The organism is Mesorhizobium sp. P2_A12, from assembly GCF_056405075.1.
Map to the genome: position 1 here is coordinate 675,418 of NZ_JBFUCU010000001.1, position 21,080 is coordinate 696,497.

General features: G+C 62.2%; 20 protein-coding genes. 11 read left to right on the top strand and 9 right to left on the bottom strand.

From position 1 onward, the window contains the following. Positions 1–122: 122 nt before the first annotated feature. Positions 123–890 carry a hypothetical protein gene (locus tag AC1DZU_RS03240; protein ID WP_477281660.1) on the top strand — a complete coding sequence of 256 codons (768 nt, stop codon included), beginning with the start codon at positions 123–125 and terminating at the stop codon, positions 888–890. A 249-nt stretch (positions 891–1,139) separates the two neighbouring features. Here AC1DZU_RS03240 and AC1DZU_RS03245 read toward each other — a convergent pair whose 3' ends face one another. The 7 genes from AC1DZU_RS03245 to AC1DZU_RS03275 all read right to left on the bottom strand — a co-directional run bounded on the left by AC1DZU_RS03245 (position 1,140) and on the right by AC1DZU_RS03275 (position 6,182). Continuing rightward, positions 1,140–1,835, bottom strand: a complete 696-nt coding sequence (locus tag AC1DZU_RS03245; protein WP_477281662.1) for a DUF3800 domain-containing protein — start codon at positions 1,833–1,835, stop codon at positions 1,140–1,142. Between the two features lie 873 nt (positions 1,836–2,708). Then, positions 2,709–3,005: a DUF6074 family protein gene (locus tag AC1DZU_RS03250; RefSeq protein ID WP_477281664.1), complete on the bottom strand. Its 297-nt coding sequence runs from the start codon at positions 3,003–3,005 to the stop codon at positions 2,709–2,711. 133 nt (positions 3,006–3,138) lie between these two features. Further along, entirely contained in the window at positions 3,139–3,606 is a 468-nt protein-coding gene (locus tag AC1DZU_RS03255) for a hypothetical protein (protein WP_477281666.1), read from the bottom strand. Beyond that, entirely contained in the window at positions 3,603–3,788 is a 186-nt protein-coding gene (locus AC1DZU_RS03260) for a hypothetical protein (RefSeq protein ID WP_477281668.1), read from the bottom strand. Before AC1DZU_RS03260 ends, AC1DZU_RS03255 begins: the two co-directional genes overlap by 4 nt. Then, entirely contained in the window at positions 3,785–3,958 is a 174-nt protein-coding gene (locus AC1DZU_RS03265; protein ID WP_477281670.1) for a DNA-binding protein, read from the bottom strand. The genes AC1DZU_RS03260 and AC1DZU_RS03265 overlap by 4 nt, the downstream gene beginning before the upstream one ends. 95 nt (positions 3,959–4,053) lie before the next feature. Further along, the gene (locus tag AC1DZU_RS03270; RefSeq protein ID WP_477281672.1) at positions 4,054–4,764 is read right to left on the bottom strand and encodes a hypothetical protein; all 711 of its coding nucleotides are present in this window, start codon (positions 4,762–4,764) and stop codon (positions 4,054–4,056) included. An 86-nt stretch (positions 4,765–4,850) separates the two neighbouring features. Continuing rightward, positions 4,851–6,182 (bottom strand): tyrosine-type recombinase/integrase, encoded by a 1,332-nt coding sequence (locus tag AC1DZU_RS03275; protein WP_477281674.1) that lies wholly within the window; start codon positions 6,180–6,182, stop codon positions 4,851–4,853. Positions 6,183–6,757: 575 nt separating this feature from the next. On the opposite strand from AC1DZU_RS03275, the gene AC1DZU_RS03280 reads away from it, so the two are divergent. Then, positions 6,758–8,503 (top strand): adenylate/guanylate cyclase domain-containing protein, encoded by a 1,746-nt coding sequence (locus AC1DZU_RS03280; protein ID WP_477281676.1) that lies wholly within the window; start codon positions 6,758–6,760, stop codon positions 8,501–8,503. 3 nt (positions 8,504–8,506) lie between these two features. Here AC1DZU_RS03280 and dgoD read toward each other — a convergent pair whose 3' ends face one another. Both dgoD and AC1DZU_RS03290 read right to left on the bottom strand, forming a co-directional pair. Beyond that, on the bottom strand, positions 8,507–9,655 hold the full coding sequence (gene dgoD / locus AC1DZU_RS03285; RefSeq protein ID WP_111544911.1) for a galactonate dehydratase: 1,149 nt from the start codon (positions 9,653–9,655) through the stop codon (positions 8,507–8,509). A gap of 8 nt (positions 9,656–9,663) precedes the next feature. Continuing rightward, entirely contained in the window at positions 9,664–10,353 is a 690-nt protein-coding gene (locus AC1DZU_RS03290) for a FadR/GntR family transcriptional regulator (RefSeq protein ID WP_477282216.1), read from the bottom strand. 257 nt (positions 10,354–10,610) lie between these two features. On the opposite strand from AC1DZU_RS03290, the gene AC1DZU_RS03295 reads away from it, so the two are divergent. From AC1DZU_RS03295 to AC1DZU_RS03335, 9 genes are all read left to right on the top strand, one after another. Then, positions 10,611–11,603, top strand: coding sequence for an arabinose ABC transporter substrate-binding protein (locus AC1DZU_RS03295; protein WP_477281678.1), 993 nt, complete (start codon positions 10,611–10,613; stop codon positions 11,601–11,603). 71 nt (positions 11,604–11,674) lie between these two features. Further along, on the top strand, positions 11,675–13,186 hold the full coding sequence (gene araG, locus AC1DZU_RS03300; RefSeq protein ID WP_477281680.1) for an L-arabinose ABC transporter ATP-binding protein AraG: 1,512 nt from the start codon (positions 11,675–11,677) through the stop codon (positions 13,184–13,186). 12 nt (positions 13,187–13,198) lie between these two features. Further along, positions 13,199–14,149, top strand: a complete 951-nt coding sequence (araH, locus tag AC1DZU_RS03305; RefSeq protein WP_477281682.1) for an L-arabinose ABC transporter permease AraH — start codon at positions 13,199–13,201, stop codon at positions 14,147–14,149. Positions 14,150–14,172: 23 nt separating this feature from the next. Then, entirely contained in the window at positions 14,173–14,952 is a 780-nt protein-coding gene (locus AC1DZU_RS03310; protein WP_477281684.1) for an SDR family oxidoreductase, read from the top strand. 279 nt (positions 14,953–15,231) lie between these two features. Further along, positions 15,232–16,404 (top strand): FMNH2-dependent alkanesulfonate monooxygenase, encoded by a 1,173-nt coding sequence (gene ssuD / locus AC1DZU_RS03315; protein ID WP_477281686.1) that lies wholly within the window; start codon positions 15,232–15,234, stop codon positions 16,402–16,404. After that, a complete protein-coding gene (locus AC1DZU_RS03320) occupies positions 16,401–17,855 on the top strand; it encodes an FAD/NAD(P)-binding protein (protein WP_477281688.1) in 1,455 nt (484 codons plus the stop codon). The genes ssuD and AC1DZU_RS03320 overlap by 4 nt, the downstream gene beginning before the upstream one ends. 166 nt (positions 17,856–18,021) lie before the next feature. Then, a complete protein-coding gene (sfnG, locus tag AC1DZU_RS03325; RefSeq protein WP_477281690.1) occupies positions 18,022–19,125 on the top strand; it encodes a dimethylsulfone monooxygenase SfnG in 1,104 nt (367 codons plus the stop codon). 124 nt (positions 19,126–19,249) lie between these two features. Next, the gene (locus AC1DZU_RS03330) at positions 19,250–20,182 is read left to right on the top strand and encodes an ABC transporter ATP-binding protein (protein WP_477281692.1); all 933 of its coding nucleotides are present in this window, start codon (positions 19,250–19,252) and stop codon (positions 20,180–20,182) included. Beyond that, a complete protein-coding gene (locus tag AC1DZU_RS03335; RefSeq protein ID WP_477281694.1) occupies positions 20,179–21,078 on the top strand; it encodes a branched-chain amino acid ABC transporter permease in 900 nt (299 codons plus the stop codon). Before AC1DZU_RS03330 ends, AC1DZU_RS03335 begins: the two co-directional genes overlap by 4 nt. Positions 21,079–21,080: the final 2 nt, after the last annotated feature.

Consider the following 21,080-nt stretch of genomic DNA (forward strand, 5'->3'; position numbering starts at 1 on the left):
CCGAGGCGAATAAGCGTCATCTGCTTTAACTCGGCTTGAATAACTCCTGCGCTTGCGAAGTCAGGTGTTGCGTCAAAATACTTATTCTATAAGCATCTTCCGCAACGGGGGGGGGTGGCAACATGGCAATGATGGAAATGGCGCGGGAGCCTGAGCCAGAACAGCAGCCGAGGCTCTTCATCACCATCGGTAACGAGCAACCAATCAACGCCGAAGAACTCGGACGACTCGTGCGAGAACTGGGAGCCGACTACCGCCGTACAACCGGCTCCCGCCTTGTCCTTGCCCGGTTGGAGCAAGGCTCGACCTTCATAGAGTTCGCGGACCAGGTTGTGATCGCCACCGCCTATGTAGGGGCGGGCCTGATCGCTATAGAGGCTGCCGAGCGCATAGCCCAGTTCTACAATTTCCTGAAAGGTCAGCTGAAGGGGTCAGAAATTGTGCAGACGGCGCTTCCGCCACCGTTGGATGCGTCGCCAGCTCGGTTGCTGGAGATCGCCGCGAATAGCGGTGCAAATCTGGAAATTAGCAGGGGCAGCGGCAAGAGCAAGGAAGTCATCAGGCTTTCATTCCCTGAAGTTTCGATGCGAAACGCAGACGCTAAAGAGCGAAAGAAGAGAAAAGGGCAGGGTCGCCTGCCCGCGCCGGAAAAGCCCCTTCAGATAGAGCAACTTACTGAGCGCTTGCGCCTCCAATCCGAAGCTGATCCAAGCCAGATGGAGGGCCTCGAAGTTGTAGTCGAATTCCTGAAGTCGAACAACCTGACCGGACAACTACCCGCACTAGCCAAAAGCCTTGAAGCCAAGAATCTCTGGACAATGGCCTCGATAGTCCGCCGTCATATCAACAAGGGCAAAGGTGACGAACGAGTCATGGTTCGGCGCGACTAGCAGTGGCGAAGCCCAAAACACGGTCGGCGGCCAAGCCAGCCCCAGAGCCTGCACACAGCGCTCGTGGGTGGGACCACGCCACAATCGTGGCTTGGCCGCCATTCGATATCGGGAGTGTCCTCAGGCCTTTGTCACCAGACATCCAAAACCTCTCAGAAAGACCGCACCCTTCGCTTGCGCGAACCACCCCCTACTGAGTGGAGAACCGGGGAGCGTTGTACCAATCTGCACCCTGGTCTCCCGACGCACCTATTTCGGCCATTCCTTGTAGCCGTCCGGCCACAAGTCCGCACCAGCCATGGCCTTCCGGTACCCGTCTGCAAACCAGCCCGTGCGTTTCGTGTAGCCATTGCTCACGGTGAAGACGTAGGCATCCGCCAGCTGGATCATTCGGGAATGGTGCGATCGGCAGAAGTGCACGGAGTCCACGATGCGAGTGATGAGCTTGCCGTACTTCGAGTTTGTGCCTTGCGTCCGGTAGCGGGAGAATTCGGAGACCATATTTCTGGCCTGCTGGTCGTCGAGATCGCCAATCAGGATCGCGGAACCACCTTTGCCTATCACGTTGTCGACGCGTTCGACGAAATGCATGAATGCGTGCTCGGCCGCGTTCGTCCCCGCATAGAGCTTGTCGGTGTTGATGCAGGCGTAGACCTTCTTGATGGCGTCCTTGTCCGACAGAATCTGGCCAAGCCGTTCGAAGATGTGGAAACGTTGCGCCGGCTCCATCGCTTTGAAGCCGCCCTTCTTGCTGTAGATGAAGGTGCTGTGGAACTCCGTATCTGTGGTGAGGTCCGAGGTGCCAAAGACTTCCTCAGAAAGCGCCGTCAGTTGCGCCTCTATGGCAGCAATGCTGCTCATGGCCACGACGATGCCACCGACGATATATCGGTACTGGCCTTCCTTTTCGTTCGGCTTCACCTCGTCAAAATATGCGACGTACATTTGCCCTTCCGCTAATAGGCGAGCATATCACAGTCCGTGCCGTGGAAAACAATGGCACGCGCGAGGCCCCCTCACTTTCATGCATCGGTAAGTTTCGCCAAACCGCTATCTTTAGCCCTATCCCCCAGTGATGAGACCCATGGCAGCATAAAACTTCTTTCCCTGGAGTCTTGCGAAAATGGCTCAGCAGTCGGTCCGGGCTCCTCGAGTTCGCAAAGATTAATTTGACCCCCCTATTACCCGTCGGCCGAACCAGCCACCGAGCTCAAGCTCAGACCCGAGGAGTTTCCTGGTTGATATGCACCGCTGCGTCCCGGCTATCACAAATCGATAGGCCAGTGGGATGCACGCGCTACGGAATCTTCCGTTGAGGCTGCTTGCCAATAATCACATATGGCTCGCGCCGGCGAGGGATGTTATCTGGTGACCGCCCGCTAAGGCCGCAGCTTGCTGCAGTGTTAAGGGTCTTCGAAGCGGTTCAGCAACGTCGCCGTTCATCGTTTGGTGTCGGACGCCGCCGTCTTCGTCATCCTTGCCGCTATCCGACTGGGCGCTACTCAAGTCCTATATCTTCTGTGCTACCCAGCGGTTACCCCGAAGGTATATCTTCCTCTAGATTCACTCACGGAAGGCCGCGTCCTCTGGGGTCAACTGCTTGGAGAGCGCTTGTCTGTGTGTCACAGGGTATGCCCAACGCACCATTTTCCGATGGCGTGCCTTTCGCGGTTTGTCACCATTATTTCGCCTGTCTGGAAACTGCGTTCACTCAAGCGGCGGTAGTCGCTCTCTCGCGCGCGGACTTGGCGCCAACAGAAGACGTGGGGCCTGAGGCCCCACACCCCCACTCTGACCCGCTTCGCGGGCAGATGAGCGTCAGGCTGCGGTATCGGGGCCGTCTCGATAGAGCAGGGAGTGATCAACAGTGCGGGCAACGGTTGCGGAGTACCGGCGGATTTCCATATCGACTTGACGACAAGGGATGCCGATGGCGCGAAGCTGGGCCCGGAGGCTTTTGACGTGCTCGCTCCAGAATTTGCGGCCGGCGATATAGTCGAGGGAGCAAAGCTCATGCGCAGTTGCCCTGACCATAATGGCGCGGCGGTCGACCGGGAACGACACCACTTGGCCTGGCTTCTTCGGTGCTTGCTTGAAAAGGTCCAGTTGCGTCATGCGTCACCCGAGCAAGATATGGCTGTAATAGCGGGACCACTGTGGACCCACATTCGGGAGGTTGGCACCGGAAGGCATGCGAGACCACTATGGTCCGGCAGACTGGCGCCACCATGCGAGACCACTGTGGTCCTCACGGCCCGTCCTCCCTCATGGTAATTCCGGGGGCAAATGTCTTCGGTAGCGACAGGCGAAGGGTCCGGACTTCGATGATGCCGCCACCTGGCAGCTTGTGCCGACGTCGTGTTCCGATGAACAGGCCGAGCCCCTCATACAAGCCGATCTCACGCGAGATGGTCTTGATAGAGCAGCCCCCACCCATCTTGGAGAATTCCAGATTGGTGCCGCTGATCGTGCCTGTCTTCATGTTGAGATGCTGGCGGACGAAGGCCAACAGGCGGAAGCTGATATTTTCGGCATGCACGATCTGCAGAGCGCAATGGTGCCAGTCGGCGAATGCCTCCTCGCACTCTTTGACGGTCTTGCCCCACCCCATAGGGACCGAGCCGGACGTGCAACGCGGGATCCGCTTGCGCTTGCCGGTCCACCGCGGATTGTTCGGGTTGGTGCCAGGGATGAACGTCGACGGCTGAACGGTCATGCGGCGCGAGCCCGGCGCAGGTTCGCCTCTTTGCAGACCTCACAGGCCTCGGCGACAGTCAAGCCGAAGCGCTGACGCAACAGCAGGATGATCGGCCGCCCGATACGGTCGCGCGGGTGCTGTGACAGCCACTGGGCGGCTATCTCGATCGCCTCGGAATGTTCGCGGTCACAGCCCGTCAATGCTGCTTTCGGGCACGAGCGCGCTCCCAGGCGACGAGGTCGGAATCGAGGAAATAGCGCCGGCGGTTGATCACCATCGGCCTAGGGAAGGCGAGGGCGTCATCGGCAAGCCAGCGCCATAGCGTCATGTCGGTAATATTGTAACGCCCAAGCACCTGCTTGGCAGTCACGTAGTTTCCGGGATTTTCCATCAGTGTTAGGCCCTTTGTTGCTACAGTGCCTAACTAGTTATTGAGATGTGGCAGCCTCATCACCGTGGACTTTTTCAGTCGGGTTCGAACGGGTCGAGGTCCACGTCGCCGAAAGGCTCGAACTTTGCCGGATGCCAGCTTTCTTCAGCAGCTTCGGCTTGGCGACCCCTATCGTCGCGCTCTCTTATCGCTGGCCGAATATGATCCTGTACCAATTGCAGCAGCGTTTTGGGTGCCGGTCTTTGGTCGCCCAGCGGGACTTTCAAGCAACAGTCGATGAACCTGATTAGCGGATTCGACGGATTTGGATTTCGCCGCGGCAGTCCTAGCGATGGATCGATATAGTCATGCCAAACTTGACAGAAGTCGTAGATCATCTCCTGCAAATCCGTTGGGAGTCGCGAGGTGGTTGACGGCGGGCGCGTCCAATGCAGTTTCCATCGCGCTTTATCCCACGACATCAGATCCCCGAATTCGGCGGATATGTCGCAACGGACATCCCATAAGCTTCTTATCTTCCAATTGTTTGATCGATCGAAATGCCCGTCCGGCTCCGGGCATTCGACATTTGGGCCTTCGCCCTGAAGCCAGGCGTAGGCTTCGCCTTCGGTTCGAAATGCCCAAAGGTCATCCTCGTCATGGAAGGACCATGATTCTATTAAGATGGACGCCAACGCCCGGTCGATATGTTCGAGCGTCCGGGACAAGCGATCCGATTCTGCCGAATAAAATTCTGACCAACCATCAAGGAATCGCTCGATCGCGAGCTCTATGAGCTCGATCATATTGTCTTCTTCCGCTCGCAGGAGCTGCTTAACAACCTTTGTGTGGGCGAAAATCTCCGAACGGTCTAGGGTTACTCGACGCTCGTTCATTTCGCGGTCGCTTTCAATGTCACGACGTTCGCTGCTGGCCCGTCGTCGACCAGCGCCGATAGGTAATCCGCCCAGGCGTTCATCGCTCGCCGTTTCTCGTCCTTGAATTCATGCCGTTGGTAGACGCCGACGATGCCGGCGAACGTTCCAGAAACGTGGTTCAGGACTTTCTCGATCACCGGCAAATTGATGTTCAACCCGGCCAGGCGTGACGCAACCGTGCGGCGTAAGTCGTGCAGTGTCCAATGGGGGATTGCCTTGACCGCGGCAGGGTCCTCACCGCGTTCGCTGGCCTCGTCGCGAAGGATTTCCAGCATCTTCGCTTCGACGCGCTCCTTGGCTTTGCTGTAGCCCGATACGGGCGTCTCGCCGGTGGTTGTGAACAGGAAGCCTCTCTTTCCAATCTTCGGCAGGCCTTCGATGATTCCGACTGCCAGCTTGGACAGGGGAACGGTGTGCTCGCTCCCGTTCTTGGCGCGGCCGCCGGGCAGCGTCCAAAGCGGATCGGCGCCGAGAGTAAGCTCCTTGCTGATCAATCCGCCGACCTCTTCCCGACGCTGGCCGGTGACAAGTAACAACCGGAACATCGGCCCGAACGGGTACTCGAGCGTCTCCGTCGCTTTCCAGAACAGGCGCAGCTCGTCGTCGGAAAGAATCCGATCGCGCGACTTCTCAGCCGTCGGCATCTTCACCCCGACACAGGGCGAAGTCGTGATGACGTCGCGATCGATGAGCCATGAGAAGAACTTGCGGACGGAGGCAAACACCCGGTTCGCGGTCACCGGCGAGCCGCGGTCAATAATGCCATCCAGAAGATCGAGCACGTCACGCTTGGTGATGTCCTTGACGCTGCGATCGCCCCAGAAAGGCTTGCCGTCTCGGTCGTAAATCTCGACTTTGAACTGGCGCTCGACCTCGGCCCATGAGCGATTGCGCGGCTTCGCATAGCGCTCGATGAATGACGCGCCGAGCGCGCGCACCGTGTCCTTGTCAGGCTCGGCCGCAACCGCCTGCAGGGCCTTGGAGAGCTTCTTGGCCTGCGACGGGTCTTTGCCCTCGGCAATCCCTTGGAGCGCCCTCCTGGCCGCGCTGCGAGCCTCAGTGAGCGTCATCGGCACACCGAAGGGCAGTTCGCCTCCAGTCGGCTCGGCACGCTCGGTAAGCACCGGCCCGATGGTCAGTTTCTTGGGTACACCGGCGAACCGGTAGCGCAGCGCCCACGACTTCACGCCGCTGCGTTGGATGATCAGGTAAAGGCCCGGCAGGGCCGCATCGGGCCTTTCAATGCGTTTGTTCGGGTTCGGCTTCGCGGATTCGACCGATCCCACCGTAAGCACCTTCGATTTTGCCATTTTTTCGCCCCGGGTAACGGGGGGTAACGCGATTTGCCTGTTAGGGTGCGTTACCCTGCAATACCAACATTAGGCATAGATAAGGCGAATTTCCATGCGACGCAAGCGGTTGTGGCGTTGAAGAGGTTTTGATCTGTTAGGCGGTGAAGGCCGGGATAATTTGAATGGCATTCAAGAGGTCGTCGGTTCGATTCCGATTGGCTCCACCAAGTTCCCTCTAGGCCGTTGATTTTCCTGGAAAGCCTTTGATTTGAAGGCCTATTCTACGAAAGCACTTTCCTGAACCCACCACCTTTGGAGCCGTTCAATCGGCTGCTGAATGCGATGGATTGGGATGAAACCTTGCCCCGTCGAGCAGGCAGACCAATCGAGCAGCCGCGAGCGGGTATGGGGTGCGTTCGATTTCCTTCCCGCATCCGCTCATTTCGAGTAATGCTATGAGTGGGCGCCTTCCGATCGCGCGGGGACGGCGCTGTTAGGTGGCGGCGTGACCGTGATCGGCTTTGATTGCAGCGTTTGCCATCTAGAATTGCGTGCTTCGAGGCTGGAACATGGAACACAGGCTCGCGGCGGTGCTGGCAGCCGACATGGCTGGATACTCTCGGCTCATGGAAGCCGACGAGAGGGGCACGCTTGCGCGGCTCAAAACGCATCGGATCGAACTCATTGATCCGGCAATCGCCAAGAACCAGGGCCGCATCATCAAAACCACCGGTGACGGCATGCTGGTCGAGTTCCAGAGCGTGGCAGATGCCGTGCGCTGCGCCGCGGAGGTGCAGATCCGCATGCGCCGCCGCAATGCCGACGTGCCGGAAGCCGGACGCATTCAGTTCCGGATCGGCATCAATCTCGGCGACATCATCTTCGATGAGGGCGACATTTATGGCGACGGCGTGAATGTCGCCGCCCGGCTGGAGCAGATGGCCGAAGTCGGCGGGGTGTGCGTCACCCAGGCCGTGTACGAACAGGTCTTCGATCGGCTCGAAATCAAGTTCGAGGACCTCGGCGAGAAGGCCCTGAAGAACATCTCTCGCCCGATACGGGTCTGGCGCGCGGTGCTGGAGGATGCAGCCGATCCGCGAGCGGGGGACGGCTCGGCCCGGCACAGCGTGGTGAAGCCGTCGATTGCGGTCCTGCCGTTTGCCAACATGAGCGGCGAATCCGAACAGGAATTTTTCGTGGACGGACTGACCGAGGATATCATCACGGAACTTTCGCGGCGGCACGAGCTGTTCGTCATCTCGCGCAACTCCACCTTCGTCTACAAGGGGCAGTCGGTAAACCTCCGCGAAATCGCCCGGAAGCTGGGCGCGCAATTCCTGGTGGAAGGCAGTGTTCGCAAATCGGGCGGCCAGCTCAGGGTGACAGCGCAGTTGATCGATACTGCCACCGATACGCACATCTGGGCCGAGCGATACGACCGCAAGCTCGACGATGTTTTCGCCATTCAGGACGAACTGACCGCAGCGATAGTGGCCACGCTGCCAGGCCGCGTCGAAGCCGCGCAGCAGGATGTCGTGGCGCGCAAAACACCTGCCAACATGGCAGCATACGAATGCGTGCTCGCGGCCAAGGTCCGCCACCATCGCAGCAGTCGAGCCGAGAATGAGGAGGCGCTGAAGCTGGTGACACGAGCGCTGGAACTCGACCCCGAATACGCGCATGCCCATGCCTGGCGGGGCTGCATCCTGGGGCAAGCTTGGGGCTACGGCTGGTGCGCCGATAAGGACGCCGCTTTCGACGAAGTCGTCCGTGAGCTTGAGTTGGCGCAAGCACTGGACAGCAACGATGCGGACGTCCAACGGATATTGGCCGCCATCAGCATCAGCCGCAACGATCTGACGAAGGCTCGGCACCACCAGGAGCGGGCTCTCGCACTCAATCCGAACTATGATCTCGTCGTGGTCCAGCACGGCGAGCTTTTGACTTGGCTCGGTCGCCCCAAGGAAGGGGCCGACTGGATTCGCAAGGCGATGCGGTTGAACCCTCACCACCCAGAACGCTTCTGGAGCCATCTTGGGAAAGCTCACTTTACAGCCCACGAATATCCCGAAGCAATCGAGGCCTTCATGCATCTGTCGAAGATGGATGCCAACCAACACGCTTTTGTCGCGGCGGCCTATCACTGGCTGGGCGATCGGACCGCTGCGTCCGCTCACCTCGCTCAAATAGACAAGGTCGATCCGGAATTTACGATCGATGCGTTGGTCTCGACCCTGCACTACGAGAACGAGGCGGATCTTCATCACCTGGTTGATGGACTGAAGTCACCCGAAGCGGCGCAGGTGAAAGCATAGTCATCACCACTCGGCGAAGGAACCGTCCTTGTGGCGCCAGATCGGGTTGCGCCAGCGGTGGCCTTCCTTGGCGCGCTCCTTGACGTAGTCCTCGTCGATCTCGACGCCGAGGCCAGGGCCATCGGGAATGGCGACATAGCCATCCTCGTAGCGGAAGACATCCTTGTTGGCGGCATAGTCGAGCAGGTCGTTGGCGGCGTTGTAGTGGATGCCGAGGCTCTGCTCCTGGATGAAGCAGTTGTAGCTGACCGCATCGAGCTGCAGGCAGGCGGCAAGCGCGATCGGCCCGAGCGGGCAGTGCGGCGCCACCGCGACGTCATAGGCTTCGGCCATGGCCGCGATCTTGCGGCATTCGGTGATACCGCCGGCATGCGATAGATCGGGCTGGATGATATCGACGACGCCCTCCTCGAACACGGACTTGAAGTCCCAGCGGCTGTAGAGCCGCTCGCCGAGCGCAATTGGCGTCGAGCCGAGGGCGGCGATCTCCTTCAGTGCCTCGCGGTTTTCGCTCAGCACCGGCTCCTCGATGAACATCAGCCTGTAGGGCTCCAACTCCTTGACCAGGATGCGCGCCATCGGCCGGTGAACGCGGCCGTGGAAATCGACGGCGATGCCGATGTTGGGACCGACGGCCTCGCGCACCATGGCGACCCGCTCGACCGCGGCATCTATTCTGTCATGGCTATCGACGATCTGCAGTTCCTCGGTGCCGTTCATCTTGAGCGCCAGGAAGCCGCGCGCCACCACTTCCCGGGCGCCGGCGGCGACCTCGGCCGGACGGTCGCCGCCGATCCAGGAATAAACCTTGATGCTGTCACGCAACTTGCCACCGAGCAGTTCATGCACGGGCACGCCGAGCGCCTTGCCCTTGATGTCCCACAGTGCCTGGTCGATGCCGGCAATCGCGCTCATCAGGATCGGTCCGCCACGGTAGAAGCCGCCGCGATGCATCACCGTCCAGTGGTCCTCGATCAGGCGCGGGTCCTTGCCGATGAGATAATCGCCAAGCTCCTTGACCGCCGCCTCGACGGTCAGCGCCCGACCCTCGACGACCGGCTCGCCCCAGCCGGTGACGCCGGCGTCGGTCTCGATCTTCAGGAACAGCCAGCGCGGCGGAACGATGTAGGTGGTGAGCGAGATGATTTTCATGCGCAGTCTCAGTTGTTCTTGAGTTTCTTGGCACTGACCAGGTCGCGCGCCGCAAGGTCGAGGATCTTGTTTGCCGCCCCACGCGCCGCCTCGGCGTCGCGCATGCGCAGCGCCTCGACCACCTCGCGGTGAGCCGCCACCGCTTCCAGACGCCGTTCGAGCGAAATGGTCGCCGTCGCCTCCAGCGAGAATTTCAGCCCCGTGTCGATCAGATTGCCGATCTGGCGGAAGATCGGGTTATGGCTCGCGGCATAGACGATCTGGTGGAAAGCGATGTCGCTGCGCGAGAAAGCGGCGCGATCCTCTCCGGCGCTGGCCATGCCGCGCCACGCCGCTTCAAGATCGGCGATCTCCTGCAGTGTCGCGCGCGTCGCGGCAAGCTCGGCGACAAGCGGTTCGATGGCCCGGCGTGTTTCCAGGATGGCGTCGAAGAGCTTGTCGTCCAGCGCGTGCGGCGCGTGCCAGGCCAGCACTTGCGGGTCGATGATGTTCCAGTCGTCCTCGTTGCAGACGATGGTGCCGACGCGCGGCCGCGACAACACCAGCCCCTTGGCGGCCAGCACCTTCAGCGCCTCGCGGATGACGGTGCGGCTCACGCCGTATTCGACGCCAAGTTCGTTTTCGGTCGGCAAGGAGGACCCGGCCGGGTAGCGCCCGGAAAAGATGTCCGAGGCCATTGCCTTGGTCACGTCGGGCATGACGCGCGGGCGACGGGTGGTCGCACCCTCCGGGGCCTTCTTCGAAATTTCGGTCACCTCAGCCCTCCTCCAAGGCGGCAAACCAGCCGGTTCGCACAACCGGCCCGGCATTAGCGGATGCAAACGGGTTTCGCTAGCGGTCGTTGGTCAGAGCATGTACATTAATTATCATACCAGATCAATTGACGAGTATGATAAAAGCGAATAGAAACGCCGACACCCGGGCTGAGCGCCCGGCCTATCGCTGGGAGGTAATCATGCGACTTTTGAAGACCGCGCTCTTCGCGGGCGCGCTTGCCGTGCTGTCCGTCACGACGATCGCTTCTGCCTATGCTCAGGACACCAAGATCGGCTTCATCGTCAAGCAGCCTGAGGAACCTTGGTTCCAGGACGAATGGAAATTCGCCGACCAGGCCGCCAAGGAAAAGGGCTTCACCCTCGTCAAGATCGGCGCCGAGGACGGTGAGAAGCTGATGTCGGCGATCGACAATCTCGGTGCCCAGGGCGCCCAAGGCTTCATCGTCTGCACGCCGGACGTGAAGCTCGGACCTGGCATCGTCGCCAAGGCCGCCGCCAACAATCTCAAGCTGATGACCGTCGACGACCGTCTGGTCGGTGCCGACGGCAAGGCGCTGGAAGACGTGCCGCACATGGGCATCTCGGCCACCAAGATCGGCGAGGCCGTCGGCCAGGCGATCGTCGATGAAATGAAGGCGCGCGGCTGGAAGGCTGACGAGGTAGGCGCCATCCGCGTCTCCTATGATCAGCTGCCGACGGCGGTCGATCGCGTCGAAGGCGCCATCTCGGTGCTGAAGGCGAACGGCTTCAAGGCGGAGAACATCTTCGACGCGCCGCAGGCCAAGACCGACACGGAAGCCGCGCTGAATGCCGCGACGGTCGTGCTCAATGCGCAGGCCGACATCAAGAAGTGGGTCTCCTTCGGCCTCAATGACGAAGCCGTGCTGGGCGCCGTGCGCGCCTCCGAGAGCGTCGGCATCCCGGCGGACGGCATGATCGGCGTCGGCATCGGCGGCGCGGATTCGGCGATCAACGAGTTCAAGAAGCCGGCCGCCACCGGCTTTGTCGGCACCGTGATCATCTCGCCGAAGCGCCATGGCTATGAGACGGCGCTCAACATGTACGACTGGGTTGCCAACAACAAGGAACCGGAGAAGCTGATTCTGACCTCCGGCGCGCTGGCCAAGCGGGACGACTATCAGAAGGTCCGCCAGGGCCTCGGCATCGAATAATCCTCCCTATACAAACAGGCGGCGGCTCATCCCGCCGCCTGTTTGTCATGGCACAACAAGGATCGACGCCCGTGTCCTTTCTCGACTTCTCGCGCATCACCAAGACCTATCCGGGCGTCAAGGCACTGTCGGACGTCTCTTTCGGCGTCGACAAGGGCGTCGTGCATGGCCTGATGGGCGAGAACGGCGCGGGCAAATCCACCCTGATCAAGATCCTGTCCGGCGACCAGCATGCCGACGCGGGTGAGATCAGCATCGAAGGCAAGGTCCAGGCCTATGCCTCGACCCGGGATGCCTTCGACAATGGCGTCATCGTCATCCACCAGGAACTGCAGCTCGTTCCCGAGCTCTCCGTTGCCGAAAACCTCAGCCTCGGCCGCTTTCCCGCCAGCGCCGGCATCATCGCGCGCGCCAGGATGCTGGACGACGTCGGCGCCAAGCTGAAATCGGCCGGCATCGACATCGACATGCGCCGCAAGGTCAAGACGCTGTCGATTGGCGAACGCCAGATGGTCGAGATCGCCAAGGCGATCATGCTCGACGCGCGCGTCATAGCGCTGGACGAGCCGACCTCGTCGCTGTCGTCGCGCGAAAGCGAAATCCTGTTTGCCCTGATCGATCGGCTGCGCGGCGAGGGCAAGGTCATCATCTACGTGTCGCATCGATTGGATGAGGTGTTCCGACTTTGCGACAGCCTGACCGTGCTGCGCGACGGCAAGCTCGCGGCCCACCACATATCGCTCAAGAACGTCACCCGCGACCAGGTCGTCGCCGAAATGGTCGGCCGCGAGATTTCGGACATTTGGGGTTTTCGCCCGCGCAAGGCAGGTGATATCCGCCTGAAGGTCGAGGCCCTGTCAGGAGCAAAGCTGCCGACGCCGGCCGGCTTCGAGGCCCGCGCCGGCGAGATCGTCGGCTTCTTCGGCCTGATCGGCGCCGGCCGCTCGGAACTGATGCGGCTGGTCTTCGGCGCCGATCCGCGCTCGGGCGGCGTCGTCACCGTCGACAGCAAGCTGGTGCACGCCACCGATCCGCATGGCGCGATCCGGGCCGGCATCGTGCTGTGCTCGGAAGACCGCAAGCATGACGGCATCATCCAGGGCCGCTCGATCGAGGAGAACATCAACATCTCGTCGCGCCGCCATCACACACGCTTTGGCGTGCTCAACCGCGCCAGGGAAACCGCTACCGCCGAAACCTTTATCAAGAAGCTCAAGGTGCGCACGCCGTCGCGCAAGCAGGACATCATCAACCTCTCCGGCGGCAACCAGCAGAAGGTCATCCTTGGCCGCTGGCTGTCCGAGCAGGGCGTGCGGGTGCTCATCGTCGACGAGCCGACACGCGGCATCGACGTCGGCGCCAAATCGGAAATCTACGAACTTCTCTATCAGCTTGCCGAGGACGGCATGGCGATCGTTGTCGTCTCGTCCGAACTGCCGGAGGTGATGGGCATCTGCGACCGCATCCTGGTGATGTGCGGTGGGCGCATCAGCGCCGAACTCACACGCCACCAGTTCGCCGAGAAGGCGATCCTGGCCGCCGCTCTTCCCGACAAGAAAACCCTCGACGCGATCGCATCCTGAGGACCCCCCGCCATGACCGACCGGTTGAAGAAGATCCTGCTCGGCGAACAGGGCCTTGTCGTCATTTTCATCGTTGCCTTCGCGCTGGTGTCGGCTCTGGTGCCGAACTTCCTCACCGACCGCAACATGCTCGGCCTGCTGCAGTCGGTGGTCACCGTTGGCATCGTCGCCTGCACCATGATGTTCTGCCTCGCGGCGCGCGACTTCGACCTGTCGGTCGGCTCCATCGTCGCCTTTGCCGGGATGGTCGCGGTGATGGCGTCGAACGCCACCGGTTCGATCCTGCTCGGCCTTCTGGCGGCAATTGCCTGCGGCGCCTTCGTCGGCTTCATCAACGGCGTTGTCATCGCCAAATTCCGCATCAACGCGCTGATCACCACCCTGGCCACCATGCAGATCGTGCGCGGCCTTGCCCTGATCGCGTCCGACGGCCGCGCCGTCGGCATCAACAGCCCGGATTTCTACCAGCTGGCGCTGTCGAAACTGCTCGGCATACCGACGCCGATCTGGGTGCTGGCCGTTCTCTTCGGCGTCTTCGGTTTCGTCCTCAACCGCACCGTCTTTGGCAAGAACACGCTGGCCATCGGCGGCAATCCGGAGGCCTCGCGGCTGGCCGGCGTCGATGTCGACTGGACGCGCATCTGGATCTTTACGCTCCAGGGCGTCGTCTGCGGCATCGCCGGCATCCTGCTCGCGTCGCGCATCACCTCCGGCCAGCCCAACGCGGCGGTCGGGCTTGAGCTTTCGGTCATCTCGGCCTGCGTGCTCGGCGGCGTCTCGCTCGCAGGCGGCCGCGCCACCATGTCGGGCGTGATCGTCGGCGTGCTGATCATGGGCATCGCCGAAAACGCCATGAACCTGCTCAACATCCCGGCCTTCTACCAGTACATCGTGCGCGGCGTTATCTTGCTCCTGGCGGTCCTGCTCGACAATCTGCGCTCGTCGGCACTGGGCCGGCGTTGAGCGTCTTCGACTGGAGCAACAAAATGGCAGAGCGCCTGTCCGGCAAACGCATCTTCCTGACAGGGGCCGCGCAAGGCATCGGGCTCGCCATCGCCAAGGCCTGTTTGGCCGAAGGGGCGAGGTTGTTCCTGGTCGACCGCGACAGCGCGTTGCTGGACAAGGCCGTTGCTGGCCTTGCCGCACCACAAGGCTATGTCGGGCATACCGCAGCCGACATCAGCGATTGGGCGGCGATTGCCGCGGCTGTCAGCCGGGCAAACAACGAAATCGGCACCGTCAACGCGCTGATCAACAATGCCGGTGTCAATGTGTTTTCGACGCCGCTCGACACCAGCGAGGAGGAGTGGAACCGCAATTTCGACGTCAACGTCAAGGGCGCCTGGAACTGCACAAAGGCAGTCTTGCCGGGTATGATCGCAAGCGGCGGCGGCGCCATCCTCAACATCGCCTCGACGCACAGCTTCACCATCATTCCGCATACCTTCCCCTATCCCGTCGCCAAGCATGCGCTGCTCGGGCTGACCAAATCGCTGGCACTCGAATATGCGGGGCAGGGCGTGCGCGTGAATGCGCTGGCGCCGGGCTATGTCGAGACCCAAAAGGCCATCGACTACTGGAACAGTTTTCCTGATCCGGCCGTGGCGCGCGCAGACACCATGGCGCTGCATCCCGGCGGCCGCATCGCCTCGACGCACGAGATCGCGCTCGCCGCGGTGTTCATGATTTCCGACGAGTGCCCGTTCATGAACGCGGCCAGCCTCGTCGTCGATGGCGGGCTGAGCCAGCTGCAGCATCCCGCCTGAGTGCCGGGGAAAGATCTAGCCAAGAGACGATCGCAGCACGGGTTCGGCGGTTTGGGCAAAGGGTTGAACCGGGTCGGCGCCACCAGCTGAGGAGAGAAATTCTAATCGCCGTCGCGGATTTGGAATAAACTAACTCTACAGAATTTATAGAATAAGCAATCTGCACTGGCGATATGGTTTTCCACCCGGACAGGACCCCGCCATGCCCAACCTTTTGCGCTCGCCCTCTATTCCGTCTGGCATGACCGGCCAACGTCGTCGGACTTCGGGAGGCAGGCCATGACCCGCGACATCCCTGACCGCATCAAGGTGCTCTGGTTCCTGCCGACGCATGGCGACAGCCGCTATCTCGGCACATCGGAAGGCGGCAGGGCCGTCGACCTGCCCTACCTGACGCAAGTAGCAAAGGCAGCCGACACGCTGGGTTACTACGGCGTGCTGTTGCCGACCGGCCGGGCCTGCGAGGATTCCTGGGTGATCGCCTCGGCTCTGGTGCCGGCGACCGAGCGGTTGCGCTTCCTTGTCGCCGTGCGGCCCGGCCTGCAATCGCCGACGCTCGCCGCGCGCATGACGGCGACGCTCGACCGCATCTCAAATGGTCGCCTGCTGATCAACGTCGTCACCGGCGGCGATCCGCTGGAGAACAAGGGTGACGGCATTTTCCTGTCGCACGCCGAACGCTATGAAGTGACGCAGGAATTCCTGCAGATCTACAAGCGCGTGCTGAGCGGCGAGACGGTCGAGCACGAGGGCAAGCATTTCCGCATCGAGGACGGCCGGCTGCTGTTTCCGCCGGTGCAGACGCCATACCCGCCGCTCTATTTCGGCGGTTCGTCCGACGCCGGATCCGTGGTGGCGGCGCAGGAGATCGACAAATACCTGACTTGGGGCGAGCCGCCCGCCGATGTCGAGCGCAAGCTTGACGGCGTGCGTGAACTCGCCGAGAAAGCCGGCCGTAAGCTATCCTTCGGTATCCGCCTGCATGTCATCGCGCGCGAGACGACCGAACAGGCCTGGGCCGCGGCGGACAGCCTGATCAGCCGGCTCGACGATGCGACGATCGCCTCGGCGCAGAAGGTCTTTGCCCGCATGGATTCGGTCGGCCAGGCGCGGATGAGCGCACTGCACGGCGGCAACCGCGCCAAGCTCGAGATCGCGCCCAATCTGTGGGCCGGTGTCGGCCTGGTGCGCGGCGGCGCCGGCACAGCACTTGTCGGCGATCCCGACACGATTGCCGAACGCATCGATGAATACCGTCGCCTCGGCATCGATACCTTCATCCTGTCCGGCTATCCGCATCTCGAAGAAGCCTATCGCTTCGGTGAACTGGTGCTGCCGAAACTGCCGACCGATCATCCGGTGAAGGCCGCCGGCTCGTCGGTCAACACCGGCCCGTTCGGCGAGACAATTGCCGGCGACCACCGGCCGAAATCACTCGCCAGCGCCTCGTGAACGCGCTTCCGCCTGCCCGTCGGTTGCGCGTCGCCATCATCGGCGGCGGCTTTTCCGGTGCCGCGGTGGCCTGGCATCTGGCGCGGGCATCTCGACCGGAGCGCCTGTCGATTTCCGTGATCGAGCCGCGAGCGGCGCTCGGCGGCGGCCTTGCCTACTCCAGCGAGGAGCCGGCGCACCGGGTCAATGTCCCAGCGGTCAGAATGAGCATGGCCCCAGAGGATCCGCAGCATTTTGCGCTCTGGTTGAGCCGTGATGGTGAACTCGAACGCGATGCGGACGCCATCTGGAAGAATGGCGACGTCTATCCGCGTCGGCGCGTGTTCGGCCGCTACGTCGCCGAGCACCTCGCACCCTGGCTCGGTTCGGGCGCGGTGCGTCATGTCGGCGCTCTCGCCACACATATCGCACGTGACGAGGACGGCAGGGCCTGGACCGTGCACACCTCGGACGGGCCGGTCGCCGCCGACATCGTCGTCCTGGCGGCGACGCATCCGCTGCCCAATATTCCCGCCGCTCTGGCCTCGCTGGCCGAGGCTCCGGGGTTCATCGCCGATCCGTACGCTCCTGCAGCGCTTGCCGGGATCAGGCGGGAGGCGTCGGTGCTGATCGTCGGCTCCGGACTGACCTCGGCCGACATGGTTGCCGAACTCGATCGTCGCGGCCATCGCGGCCGTATCCTGGCGCTGTCTCGCCGCGGGTTGCGCTCGCGCGGCCACCCGAACATCAGGGGTGAGCCCTTCGGCGACTTTGCCTCCGTGCCGGCCACAACGGCGCTGCGGCTGCTCAAAACCATCCGTGCGACGCTGGCAGCGGCACACGCGGCCAATGTCAACTGGCAGTCCGTCTTCGACCAGCTGCGCCAGCAGGGGCCGGTGCTGTGGGCCGCACTTGCGCCGCTGGAGCGGGCAAGGCTGGTCCGCCAGCTCCGCGTATTCTGGGATGTGCATCGCTTCAGGATCGCACCGCAGGTGGCGGCCGTGCTCGACCGCCGCCATGCAGCCGGCACGTTCGACAATATTGCTGCCAGGCTTGTCGCATCGAACCATGAGGACGACAGCCTGGCGGTCAGCTTTCAACGGCGTGGGCAGACGCGGATCGAGACGGCCCGCTTCGATGCCATCATCAACACCACCGGCCCGGCGCATGGGCAGGCGCTGCAGCTCAACCCGGCATTGCGCTCGCTGACCGAGGCCGGGCTGATCGGGACGGATCCCTACGGGCTCGGTATCGAGACAAGTCGCGACAGCCGCGCCGTCGGCCGGGACGGCAGGGCGGTCACGACACTGTTTGTCGCCGGTCCGTTGGCACGCGGGACTTTCGGCGAACTCATGGGCCTGCCGGAGGTTGCCCGCCATGCCCAGGCAGTCGCGGCCGAGATCGCAAAGCTGCTCGACACGCCGGCCGAGGCCATCGGCGCTACTGCCGGGCACGTTCGAGTCGGGAGCTGACAACGGGAGGCCGGGTCTGCCGCGCAAAATTGGTATTTCCGTCCCGAGAGGGCTTCAAAAACGGAAAATCCTTCTTTGTATATATATTCTATAAACATAATAAATATTGGCGAAAACCGGCTGCGGTCGGATCGATCAACGACACCGCCTGAAGGGGAGACAGTTCATGGCACACGCTGAGACCGACGCGATCAAATTCGCCTACTGGGTGCCCAATGTTTCGGGCGGCCTAGTGATCTCCAACATCGAGCAGCGCACCAACCATTCGGCTGAATACAATCGCAAGCTGGCTCAGATCGCCGAGAAGGCCGGCTTCGACTACGCGCTCAGCCAGATACGTTTCACCGCCGGCTACGGCGCCGACGAGCAGCATGAATCAGTGGCGTTCAGCCATGACCTGCTGGCCGCGACAACCACGCTCAAGGTCATCGCGGCGATCCTGCCCGGACCGTGGAATCCGGCGCTGGCGGCCAAGCAGATCGCCACCATCAGCTACTTGACCAACGGCCGCGTCGCCATCAACCTCGTTTCCGGCTGGTTCCGGGGCGAGTTCCACGCCATCGGCGAACATTGGCTCGACCATGACGAGCGCTATCGCCGATCGGAAGAGTTCATCCGTTCGCTGCGGGGAATATGGACGCAGGACAGCTTCACCTTCCGTGGCGATTTCTATCGCTTCAACGAATATTCGCTGAAGCCGAAGCCGCCGCATCCGCTGCCCGAAATCTTCCAGGGCGGCTCGTCGCGCGCCGCGCGCGACATGGCATCGCGCGTTTCGGACTGGTACTTCACCAACGGCAACACACCGGCCGAGATCGCCAAACAGGTGGATGACATCCAGGCCAAGGCAAAGGCCAACGACCATTCCGTCAAGGTAGGCGTCAATGCCTTCGCCATCGTCCGCGAGACCGAGGACGAGGCCAAGGCGGTGCTCGCCGAAATCATCACCAAGGCCAATCCCGAAGCGGTCAACGCCTTTGGCCATGAGGTCAAGAATGCCGGCAAGGCCTCGCCGGAAGGAGAGGGCAACTGGGCGAAGTCGTCCTTCGACGATCTGGTCCAGTACAATGACGGCTTCCGCTCGAACCTGATCGGCACGCCGAGGCAGGTCGCCGAGCGCATCGTCGACCTGAAGCGCGCCGGCGCCGATCTCATCCTGCTCGGCTTCCTGCACTTCCAGGAAGAGGTCGAGTATTTCGGCAAGCATGTCATTCCACTCATCCGCGAGCTGGAAGACAGCGAGGCGGCAGCCTCGCTGGCGGCGGAATAGTTACCCTGAAAGATTGGCCGGACAGCCTCCGGCCAACCCACGAATGAAGCTTGCCCGGCGCGCTCGATCCTTCGAGCGGCAACGAGGATTTGCGCGCCTGAGGGTGCAATCGAGGACGATTGGAATGCCGTTGCCAAGTTATGCCCTCGGAGCGATGGAGGCTTCGGTCTATGCGCCGGAAGTCTTGGCGCGCGGCCTGCCGTCAGCTCTGCCGCCAGCGCAGCCATCCGAAGGCCGCGCCGAGTCCACCGGGCTTGCCGCGCAAGCCGCTCCGCTGCTTTCGCTTCAGGGCATCGGCCTGTCGTTTGGCGGCGTCGTCGCACTGGCCGATATCGACCTGTCGGTTCTATCAGGCGAGATCCGCGCCATCATCGGCCCGAACGGCGCCGGCAAGAGCTCGCTGATCAACGTCATCAGCGGCGTCTACCGGCCGGATCGCGGTCATGTCCTGCTCGATGGGATCAGTCATGCCCAGGTCCCGACGCAGCGGCTGGCGCATCTCGGTGTCGCCAGGACCTTCCAGAACCTTGCCCTGTTCAAGGGCCTCAGCGTTCTCGACAATGTCGCCTCAGGTCTTGCCTACAAGGTCCGCTCCAATTTTGCCGGCCAGGTGCTCGGCATCGGCCGCTCGCGCGGCGAGCAGCGCGACACTCTGAGCCGCGCCGATCAGATCCTCGAATTCCTCGACCTCAGCCCCGTTCGCGATCGCCTTGTCGGCACCTTGCCCTACGGGTTGCAGAAGCGGGTCGAGCTTGCCCGTGCGCTGGTCGCGCAGCCGCGCCTGCTTTTGCTCGACGAACCGATGGCCGGCATGACCGCGAGCGAAAAGGGCGAGATGGCGGGCTTCGTGCGTGCCGCGCGTGATCGCTTCGCCACCACCGTGGTGCTGATCGAGCATGATGTCGGCGTCGTCATGGGCCTGTCCGACCGCATCGCCGTTCTCGACTACGGCCGCAAGATCGCCGACGCCACGCCCGACGAAGTCAGGAACGACCAGCGCGTCATCGACGCCTATCTCGGCGTCGCCTCGGACAATGAGGACGGGGCAGGCATATGATCGCCGACTTCGACTACCAGTTCTTCATCGAAGTGCTCGTCGGCGGCCTGCTCTCCGGCGTGATGTACTCGCTGGTCGCCATCGGCTTCGTGCTGATCTACAAGACCTCGGGCGTGCTCAATTTCGCGCAAGGCGCGCTGCTCCTGTTCGCGGCGCTCACCTTCGTCAGCCTGGTCGAGCGCGGCGTTCCGTTCGCGCTGGCGCTGGTGATCACCTTCGCCATCATGGTGGCGATCGGCATCGCCATCGAGCGCACCGTGCTGCGGCCTCTCACCAACAAGCCGCCGATCACGCTGTTCATGGCGACGCTCGGCCTCTCCTATATCATCGAAGGCGCCGCCCAGCTGATCTGGGGCACGCAGGTCCACGGCCTCGATCTCGGCATAGAGGACGTGCCGCTGGAAATCGGCGGCGTGCTGATCAGCCAGTTCGATATCTTCGCCGCATTGGTGGCCGCCGGCATGGTTCTCCTTTTGTCGCTGTTCTTCCGCTATACCCGCATCGGCCTCAGCTTTCGCGCTGTCGCCGACGACCAGTTCGCGGCCCTCGCGGTTGGCCTGCGCCTGCCCTTGATCTGGGGCACCGTCTGGGCTGCTGCCGGTCTCGTCGCACTGGTGGCGGGATTGCTTTGGGGGGCTCGCCTTGGCGTGCAGTTCTCGCTGTCCCTGGTGGTGCTGAAAGCACTGCCGGTGCTGGTGCTCGGCGGCTTCGATTCCATCCTCGGCGCCATCGTCGGCGGACTGCTTATCGGCGCCAGCGAGAAGCTCGCCGAGGTCTATATCGGCGACTATTTCGGCGGCGGCATCGAGAGCTGGTTCGCCTATGTCGTCGCGCTCGTCTTCCTCTTGATCCGTCCTTCCGGCCTGTTCGGCCAGAAGCTCGTCGAAAGGATCTGAGC